Annotated in this window: 11 protein-coding genes; 3 read left to right on the forward strand and 8 right to left on the reverse strand. The window is 54.1% G+C overall.

The features are described 5' to 3' along the window. Positions 1-40 precede the first annotated feature (40 nt). The 3 genes from ybfE to G506_RS0114230 all read right to left on the reverse strand — a co-directional run bounded on the left by ybfE (position 41) and on the right by G506_RS0114230 (position 1,428). Positions 41-328: a LexA regulated protein gene (gene ybfE, locus G506_RS0114220; protein ID WP_028117441.1), complete on the reverse strand. Its 288-nt coding sequence runs from the start codon at positions 326-328 to the stop codon at positions 41-43. A 21-nt stretch (positions 329-349) separates the two neighbouring features. Further along, positions 350-562 carry a DUF2788 domain-containing protein gene (locus G506_RS0114225; RefSeq protein ID WP_028117442.1) on the reverse strand — a complete coding sequence of 71 codons (213 nt, stop codon included), beginning with the start codon at positions 560-562 and terminating at the stop codon, positions 350-352. 71 nt (positions 563-633) lie between these two features. Further along, the gene (locus G506_RS0114230; RefSeq protein ID WP_035387373.1) at positions 634-1,428 is read right to left on the reverse strand and encodes an alpha/beta fold hydrolase; all 795 of its coding nucleotides are present in this window, start codon (positions 1,426-1,428) and stop codon (positions 634-636) included. 228 nt (positions 1,429-1,656) lie between these two features. Between G506_RS0114230 and seqA the strand changes: the two genes are divergently transcribed. The 3 genes from seqA to ylqF all read left to right on the forward strand — a co-directional run bounded on the left by seqA (position 1,657) and on the right by ylqF (position 5,012). Further along, positions 1,657-2,217, forward strand: a complete 561-nt coding sequence (seqA, locus tag G506_RS0114235) for a replication initiation negative regulator SeqA (RefSeq protein WP_028117444.1) — start codon at positions 1,657-1,659, stop codon at positions 2,215-2,217. A gap of 110 nt (positions 2,218-2,327) precedes the next feature. After that, a complete protein-coding gene (gene pgm, locus G506_RS0114240) occupies positions 2,328-3,965 on the forward strand; it encodes a phosphoglucomutase (alpha-D-glucose-1,6-bisphosphate-dependent) (protein WP_028117445.1) in 1,638 nt (545 codons plus the stop codon). Positions 3,966-4,082: 117 nt separating this feature from the next. After that, positions 4,083-5,012 carry a ribosome biogenesis GTPase YlqF gene (gene ylqF / locus G506_RS0114245; RefSeq protein ID WP_028117446.1) on the forward strand — a complete coding sequence of 310 codons (930 nt, stop codon included), beginning with the start codon at positions 4,083-4,085 and terminating at the stop codon, positions 5,010-5,012. 55 nt (positions 5,013-5,067) lie between these two features. Here ylqF and G506_RS0114250 read toward each other — a convergent pair whose 3' ends face one another. Genes G506_RS0114250 through G506_RS0114270 form a run of 5 tightly spaced genes read right to left on the reverse strand, consistent with a single transcriptional unit; the run spans position 5,068 to position 8,356 of the window. Further along, positions 5,068-5,604, reverse strand: coding sequence for a hypothetical protein (locus G506_RS0114250; protein WP_156904911.1), 537 nt, complete (start codon positions 5,602-5,604; stop codon positions 5,068-5,070). Positions 5,605-5,651: 47 nt separating this feature from the next. Then, positions 5,652-6,659, reverse strand: a complete 1,008-nt coding sequence (locus tag G506_RS0114255) for an AgmX/PglI C-terminal domain-containing protein (protein WP_051202159.1) — start codon at positions 6,657-6,659, stop codon at positions 5,652-5,654. Continuing rightward, positions 6,656-7,180 carry an ExbD/TolR family protein gene (locus G506_RS0114260; protein WP_028117449.1) on the reverse strand — a complete coding sequence of 175 codons (525 nt, stop codon included), beginning with the start codon at positions 7,178-7,180 and terminating at the stop codon, positions 6,656-6,658. Before G506_RS0114260 ends, G506_RS0114255 begins: the two co-directional genes overlap by 4 nt. Continuing rightward, positions 7,177-7,713: a biopolymer transporter ExbD gene (locus G506_RS0114265; RefSeq protein WP_035387374.1), complete on the reverse strand. Its 537-nt coding sequence runs from the start codon at positions 7,711-7,713 to the stop codon at positions 7,177-7,179. Before G506_RS0114265 ends, G506_RS0114260 begins: the two co-directional genes overlap by 4 nt. A 4-nt stretch (positions 7,714-7,717) precedes the next feature. Continuing rightward, positions 7,718-8,356 carry a MotA/TolQ/ExbB proton channel family protein gene (locus tag G506_RS0114270; RefSeq protein WP_028117451.1) on the reverse strand — a complete coding sequence of 213 codons (639 nt, stop codon included), beginning with the start codon at positions 8,354-8,356 and terminating at the stop codon, positions 7,718-7,720. Positions 8,357-8,363: the final 7 nt, after the last annotated feature.

Here is an 8,363-nt window from a genome sequence, read left to right on the forward strand (position 1 = left end):
TTTCTACCTACATTGCATTAAAACGGAATGTGAACACTCGTTAGGAGTGATCGTGGCCAAGTTGCACCTGCTCTAGCAGGATAGCCTCAATCAATTGACCACGAGTGAGATTACTTGCCAACGCTTTGTCATTCAAGGCGTTGAACAGTGCTTCTGAGACCTTAAACTCAATACGTTTAAAGCCGTTGGCACGGTCACGCTGCAACTGGTTGCGCTTGTTGATGCGCGCTTGTTGCTCTCGTGACATTGGATTGGTTCGCGGTCGACCACGGCGCTTATCCGTGGCGAACATATCCAGGGTGGTTCTGTCTGATTTCTCTACGGCCATGATGTTGCGTATCAGCTGAGCCTAAGCGCCTTCCCACAATAGTTGGATAAGCCCCTTGGCGATAAACCCGGCACAGCCTAAAAACAGTACCAGCCAGACAACAAAGCGGCCAAATGGCGGCACTTTGCCTTGGTTCAGGACGTCCTTGATGGACAAGCCAATCAAAAGGAACACGCCAGCAAAAAACAGGTTTAGCCCTAAGGCTTCCAATTGCTCGTAGTGTTCAATCAGCATATCCCTACCTTCCTGGTATTTTGCAGCGGCGGACTATAGCACAGCGATTTTCGCCAGACTACGGCGACGAGTCACAGTTGAAAAAACTTCACTGCCAAGCGGTTAAACGCTTCTGGCTTCTGCGCGTGCAACATGTGTCCGGCACCATTAATGATGTGGGCACGGGCGTTGGAAAAGCGACTGGCAATGGCATCTCGATGGGCCGGCAGGATGTAATCCGATTCAGCACCTTTGACCATTAATACTTTGCCAAGATAGGGCGGATTATCCGGAATATTGGCAATAATCTGCGGGTAGCTGGCAATCAGACGGTCGATGTCGATACGCCAGCGAAAGCCTTGAGGTTCGGCTCGAACCAAGTTTTTGCAGATAAACGCCGCGGTTGGCAGATCGATACCCGCCTGTTGTAGTTGTTGTTGTGCTTGAGTGCGGCTGCTGAGGTTAGCAGTATCGATCTGCGGCAGGGTTTGCAAAATGGTGGTGTGTCGTGGCGGATAAGCCACTGGGGCGATATCCGCCACCAACAGCGCTGCGGTGCGCTCCGGATAGCGCTGGGCGTAGGTCATCGCCACTTTGCCGCCAAGGCTGTGGCCTAACAAACTCCACTGCTGAATCTGCAGCTGCTGGCGCAGTTGTTCAAGCCGCGCTGCCGCGGAAGCAAAATCAAAGGTTCCCTCCAGTGGCGCATCGTTATGGCCCGGCAAGGCGAGTCGGATAGCACTAAACCCCGCGTCAACCAGCGCGTTGGCGCAGCTGCGCAAATTATCCAGATCGCCAAACAACCCATGCAATAACACCACCGTGGGGCCAGTGCCGGATTGCACATAGGGGAGGGCGCCGGTGGCAACCGCGGAGGGTGAACTCATGACAAACTTCCTTGAATAGTGGCTAAGCGTTGTTGTGCCAAAGCCATCTTGGCAATGCAACTGGCAATGGAGTTAACCGCGACTTTGTAGGAAAAATACGCCGATTTCAGGATTTTTGACTGCTAGGCAGTGCCGATAAACCGCTTTTGCGACTTTGCCGTAGCCACAGCAAAAAACCGCTGGTTATAATGCCTGCCATTGGGAATTCTGAACTGACATAAATACGCAATGAAATACATTGAAATCGACGACGAGCTCTATCGTCATATTGCCAGCAACACCCAACGCATCGGTGAGAGTGCTTCTGACATTCTGCGCCGTCTGCTGGGTTTGCAGGTAACTCGTAATGACGAAGCGGAGCCACAACAGGTTAGCGAGCCAAGCCTAGAAAAAGCGGCTGTGGCAACTGCCCCTGTTGGTCGTGCGGCGGTGCGTTCTTTGGCTGCTGAACAAGGCGTATTTGAAGAGATGCTCGGTGACAAAGCGCTGCGCAAACAAAAGGGCGCGGTTGGCCGCTTTATGTACCTTTTGGATGCCGCGTACCGTCAGTTCCCATCCAGTTTTGATGTGGTAATGCAGATCCAAGGCCGCGAGCGCCTGTACTTCAGTACCAGCAAAGAGGCGCTGCTGAACGCCAGCAAAACCGCCAACCCGAAGCAGATCGGTGCCAGCCAATATTGGGTTTCCGCCAACAACAACACCCGTAAGAAACAGGTGCTGTTGGAAGAGGTATTAACCGCTCTTGGCTGCGACAGCGACTTGGCTGAGCAGATCGCTCAACAGATTTGACCCTACAACGTCATTTTTCGCGCTACAACTACAGTATGCCGCGACGGAGTAACTGACCTTGGTCGCAGCGCGACCCTCCGGTTAGTGAACGCTCTTAATAAGGATCATTAATGACAATCCACGACCGAGCGGGCACCCTTGCCCGCTCTGTTGATCTGGTGGACATTCCACGCCTGATCAGCAGTTTCTACACCCTTTCCCCACGCGCCGATAAAGTCGCAGAACAAGTCAGCTTTGGTACCTCTGGCCATCGCGGCAGCGCCTTTAAACGCAGCTTTAACCAAAACCACATCTACGCCATCACCCAAGCGGTGGTCGATTACCGTCGCCAAGCGGGGATCAACGGCCCGCTGCTGCTGGGTTTCGATACCCACGCCCTTAGCCAGCCGGCGTTTTACGCTGCTATCGAGGTGTTGGCCGGCAACGGCGTGACTGTGCATATCCAGTCGCAGCACCAATTTGTGCCAACGCCGGTGTTGTCTAACGCCATTATTCAACACAACCGTAAGCACACCGAGCTAGCGGATGGCCTGATCCTCACCCCAAGCCACAACCCACCGCAGGATGGCGGCATCAAGTACAACCCACCGCACGGTGGCCCAGCGGATACCGACGTTACCGGCTTTATCGCCGATCGCGCCAACGGTTATCTGGCGGCGGGTCTGGAAGGCGTGCGTCGGGTTAATCGCGATATCGCCGATGCCACTGGACTGATCAAGTCGGTGGATATGATTGGCACTTACGTTGAAGCGCTCGGCAGCGTGGTTGATATGGCGGCTATCGCTAAAGCCAAAGTGAAAATCGGCGTTGATCCGATGGGCGGTGCGGCGCTGTCAGTCTGGCCGCGCATCGCCGAGCGTTATGGCCTTGATCTGACCGTCACTAACGATCGCGTCGATCCGGCCTTTGGCTTTATGGCGCTCGATCACGATGGCGCGATCCGCATGGATTGCTCTAGCACTGCGGCAATGAGCCCGCTGCTGGCGCTGAAAGACCAGTTCGACTTAGCACTGGCCAACGACCCGGATGCCGATCGTCACGGCATCGTCTGTCGTGATGGCGGGTTGATGAACCCGAACCACTATCTGGCCGTGGCGATCGACTACTTGCTAGGCCACCGTCTGGGCTGGGGCAGCGATGCCGCCATCGGTAAGACTTTGGTTTCCAGCGCGATGATCGACAAAGTGGTCGAGATGCATCAGCGCACCTTAATGGAAGTGCCGGTGGGCTTTAAGTGGTTTGTTGATGGTCTTAGCAACGGTACTGTCGCTTTTGGCGGCGAGGAAAGTGCCGGCGCCAGCTTCCCGGATTTTAGCGGCGCGGCGTTCTCCACCGACAAAGACGGTTTTATTCTGTGTTTGTTGGCGGCGGAGATCCAAGCGGTAACCGGTCAATCGCCAGCGGCGCACTACGCCAAGTTAGAGCAGCAGTTCGGCCAGCATTTCTATCGCCGCATTGATGCCCCAGCATCCGATAAGATCCGCAACGCCCTGCAGAACCTAAGCGCTGACGATCTCGGTGCCACCGAGCTGGCGGGGGACGCCATTGAGCAGGCGCTGACCAACGCGCCGGGCAACGGCGCGGCAATTGGCGGCCTGAAAGTGGTAACCAAGCGCGGCTGGTTTGCGGCGCGACCATCGGGCACCGAGCCAATCTACAAGATCTACGCCGAAAGCAGCGACAGCGAAGCCCATTTGGCCGAGCTGTTAGAGCAAGCGCAGCAGCTGATTGCCAAAATCAGCGGCTAATCGCGAGTTGTAGTTGCTATTAGTTGTTGTCAAAAGGGGAGCTTCGGCTCCCCTTTTTGCTGTTTTGCGGTAAACTTGCGCGCCAAACGATTTAGTCACAGATAAGAGAGAGCGCCCATGGCACTGCAATGGTTCCCCGGCCACATGAATAAGGCACGCCGCGAGATTAAAGAGGTGATGCCGCAAATGGATGTGATCATCGAAGTACTCGATGCGCGGGTACCTTACAGCAGTGAGAACCCGATGGTGGCGCAGCTGCGTCGCGACAAGCCGGTCATTAAGATCTTCAACAAAGCCGACTTGGCCGATCCAGAGATGACTCAGCAATGGATGGCTTACCTAGAGCAGGAGCGCGGCGTTAAAACCCTCGCGCTGGATACCGACAAGGCCAACCACGTTCACAAGATCATCGATCTCTGTAAAAAGTTGGTACCCAACAAAGTGGGTGCCGATAAGCAGATCAAAGCGATGATCATGGGCATTCCTAACGTGGGTAAGTCCACCCTGATCAACACCTTGGCTAAACGCATTGTGGCCAAAACCGGTAACGAACCAGCGGTCACCAAGGCGCAGCAGCGGATCAAGCTGGAAGAGGGGATCATGTTGTACGACACCCCAGGGATGCTGTGGCCCAAGCTGGAAAACGAACACTACGGCTTCCGTCTGGCGGCCATCGCCGCTATCCGCGATACCGTGGTGAACTACGAAGAGCTGGGCAGCTACGTTTCCGAATACCTGATGGCCGCCTACCCAGAGCGCCTGTGCGAGCGTTACAAGCTGGATCAACTGCCAGAAACCGACTGGGAATTTATGGAGCTGGCCGGTAAAAAACGCGGCTGCATGAAGCAGGGCAACCGCGTCGATCTGGAACGCTTTGGTGCGATCCTGATCAACGAACTGCGCGACGGCACTCTGGGCGGCATTACTCTGGAAACCCCAGCGATGAAAGAGACCGAAGAGGCCGAGCTGGTACGCAAACGCGCCATTGAAGAAGCGGCCAAGCTGGCCAAAGAGGAAGAGAAAGCCAAACGTCGTCAGCGCCGTTAAGCCTCTCTAACCTGATATAACAATCCCGAGCACACGCTCGGGATTGTTTATTAGGCTACTGGCTGTTAATGCACTTAACAAAGTCAGGATCGCTGAACGCCTTTTCGATATTCAAGCGCATCACGTCGTTGAGTGCGCCAAAGACGTTGCCAAATTTTTCGGAAGATTTGCGGATTACCTGATTTTTGCTGTAGCACTCGCTTTTGTCAGTACCTTTAACCAGATAACTGACATCCAAAGTCCAGTCGATTTGATAACCCAAATCATCAATTAAAAACTGATTAATATTGCCAGAGATGACGCTGCCACTGTCAGCGATATTTATGCCGACAAATCGAGACTCGGTAAAAACCGCTTTTTCAAAATATTCGTCGATATTCTTTTCAAAGATAATATTGCCAAGGGCAGTATTTTTTATCTGATTAGGTTTTACGTCTTGATCATAAAGTCCCGGCAGATATTTAAAGTCACCGACTTTGGCATTGCCTTCAACCGACAGCATGCTGCTTGGCGAATAACTTAAGGTCAGCGGTGCGCTAGCACAGCCAGTTAACAAGACTGATGCTGTAATAGCAATGAGTTTACGGTTCACATCTTACTCCTTGACGTTGTTATTACTATGTCTGTGTTTAATGGTGTTTAACTCGGCAAAAAGTCGATCGCCCATTGGGTCACCATAGTGTCGACCTGTTCAGCAGGAAATTTGATTGATTTCAGTACTAAGGTCAGTTGCCGTTCCAGCTTGGGATTATTTAAGCCAGTGGATTTGATCGCTACGTTGCTGATACTGCCGTTGGCGGCAATTTCGATCTCAAACAGCACTCGCCCTTGCAGCAGCGGATCCTTACGCAACGCTCGGTTATATAGGGCGTACAACCGTGATTTGTTGGCCTCTAGCGTGCGCCGTAAACTGGCTTCGCTGCGTTTGCCGTTGCTGCTGGCCTGTTGTTGTCGTTCGGCGTTGGCACCGGCACTGGCCAAGATCTCGCGTTCGGCTAAACGGATTTGGCGCGTTTGTTTGTCACCTGCAGCAGCCTCAAGGCCGGCATTGTTGACGGTTTGAGTGATCGCGGCTTGACCGAGTTCGGCGGCACTAAGTTCGGCACTGGCGCCGATCAGATCGCGCTTGATGGTGGCCGCTTCAGCGTTGTCATTGCTTTGCTTTAGGTTACTGGACGGTTCCAGTTCAAAGCTGTCGCGCATTGCCAGCAGGTCATCCTTCATCGCTGCCAGTCCGGCATTTTGCGCTTGCTCTTTGGCCGTCGCAGTGGCAGACGGCGGAACCGGTAACTGTGGCGGCGGAGTATCTGCTTCTATCTCTGGTTTTGGCTCGGGCTCAGGTTCAATCTCGGGTTTTGGCTCTGGCTTAGGTTTGGGCTTTTCGATGACCTTTTGCTCCAGTATCACCTTGGCCAGTTGCGGCGGCACTTGCTCTTGCTGTTCCCGTGGTAATTCGACCTGCTCAAGCATTGGTACCACCAATGCGGCGACCAAATAGAGCGCCAGCAACACCGTTAAGATCAGCTTGAAGCGGTGGTCTTGTCGACTGCTCTGCATTAAATCAGCCAGCGCGGTGAAGCGCAGGGCGAAGCCATCAAGACTCAGCGGCTGAGGTAGCGATTGACCGTAAGCGCTGCTGCTGTTCATGCGCCGGCCTCCTTGGGTTGCTGTTCTACCGCCAGCGAGATATTGCGAAAGCCACTGCTGGCACAGGCCGCCATTATCGGTTTGAGCAACTGATAGCTGGTGCCGGCATCACCGATAATGGTCACTGCCCGGCCTTGAACTTGCTCTTGCTCGGTTAGCTGAGGGCGCTTTTGCGCATGGTATTCAAGCTCTTGGCGTAGCGCATCGCGCAGTGCCGGGAACGACTCGGCGGCGGTTTTTCCGCCGCTGCTATCCGGCTGCCATACAGATCGGTCTTGCACCAATACCCGTTCAGCGAGCACGGTGATGACCAAATTTTCGCTGGGGAGGGTGTCGGCCACTGAGACCGGCAGCTGCATCTTGTCGACGTTTTGCAGTACTCGCACTTCCGATTGATTGACAATCAGAAAGAACACCAAGATGGTGAAGATATCCATCAACGACACTAAGTTAAGCTTACTGCTGGCTTTGAGTCGGCGGTGGTGTTTGGCTAATCGACGGGCTTTAGCGGATTGCTTCATAGGTTGCCTCCGTCGTCACTGGTCGCCAACTGGGGCAGAACGCTTGGAGCATCACCAAACGAGATCTGCGGGAACAGTTCGGCTGGCACCACATTGGCTGCCACGACCGCATCGTAACTGCGGACGGTGTCCATGGTGGTGACGATGGTTTGATAGTCGATATCGGGCGCGAGCAATAGCACGATGTCGCTTTTGTCGATCTGCTGTTGCTGAAAGGTCATCTTCAGATCTCGCAGGTAGCCAGACAGCGCCGCAAAGTCGTGGCCGTCGTCACGGCTAAATTGTTTAAGCGGGACGCCGGAGGGGTAGTTCAACTGCAACGTGGTTGGGGTAACCACTAACTCCAACAGTTTGGGCTCGTCACTGTCGGCACTGGCTTCGGTCAGTAGCGGCAGTTGCAGGTTTAAGATCCGCACCTGAGAAAACACCAAACTCAGCAATAGCACCGGCACTAACACGATCATTAAGTTCATAAACGAGGTGATGTCCAGTTCCGCCTCTTCGCTGTGTTGGCGACGACGATGTTTCAACATGGGGTTAGCCTCGGCCACTGAACGACAGCGAGTTGAGCAGTTTGATGCCGGCCATCTCAAGGTTATCAACCACAGCGGTGGTTTTGGCCTGCAGGTTCGAGTGGAACAGAATCAGCGGGATGGCGGTGATCAAGCCAAAGGCGGTGGTGTTCATGGCGACCGAGATACTGGCCGACAGTAGGTTGGCTTTTTCCGCCGGATCAGCGGCGGCTACCGCCGAGAACGCTGCAATCAAGCCCATGATGGTACCCAGTAGCCCCAGCAAGGTGGCAATGTTGGCTAAGGTGGCGATAAACGGCGTGCGTTTTTCTAAGCGCAGCAGAAACTCCATTACCGTCTCCTCCATCGCATATTCAACATCTTCGCGCTTACCCGCTTGTGGCAACCGAGCAATGCCAGAGTTAAGCACCGCCAGTACTGGTGCGTCGTTGTTGCTGGCATGCTTGGCGATGGCACTGACATCGCCCTGTTGCAGCGCTTGTTGCACGCTGGCAAAGGCTTTGCGATTGGCGCGTTGGATGCTGGTTAGGTAAAACCAGCGTTCGAGCGTGATCGCCAGACCAATGACCAGTACCAAGGCGATGGGATAGATAAACGGACCGCCGTTTTGCAAGAAGGCGATGATGTGATCGGTGAAGCTCATAGTAATG

The organism is Ferrimonas senticii DSM 18821 (assembly GCF_000422665.1).
Taxonomy (GTDB): domain Bacteria; phylum Pseudomonadota; class Gammaproteobacteria; order Enterobacterales; family Shewanellaceae; genus Ferrimonas; species Ferrimonas senticii.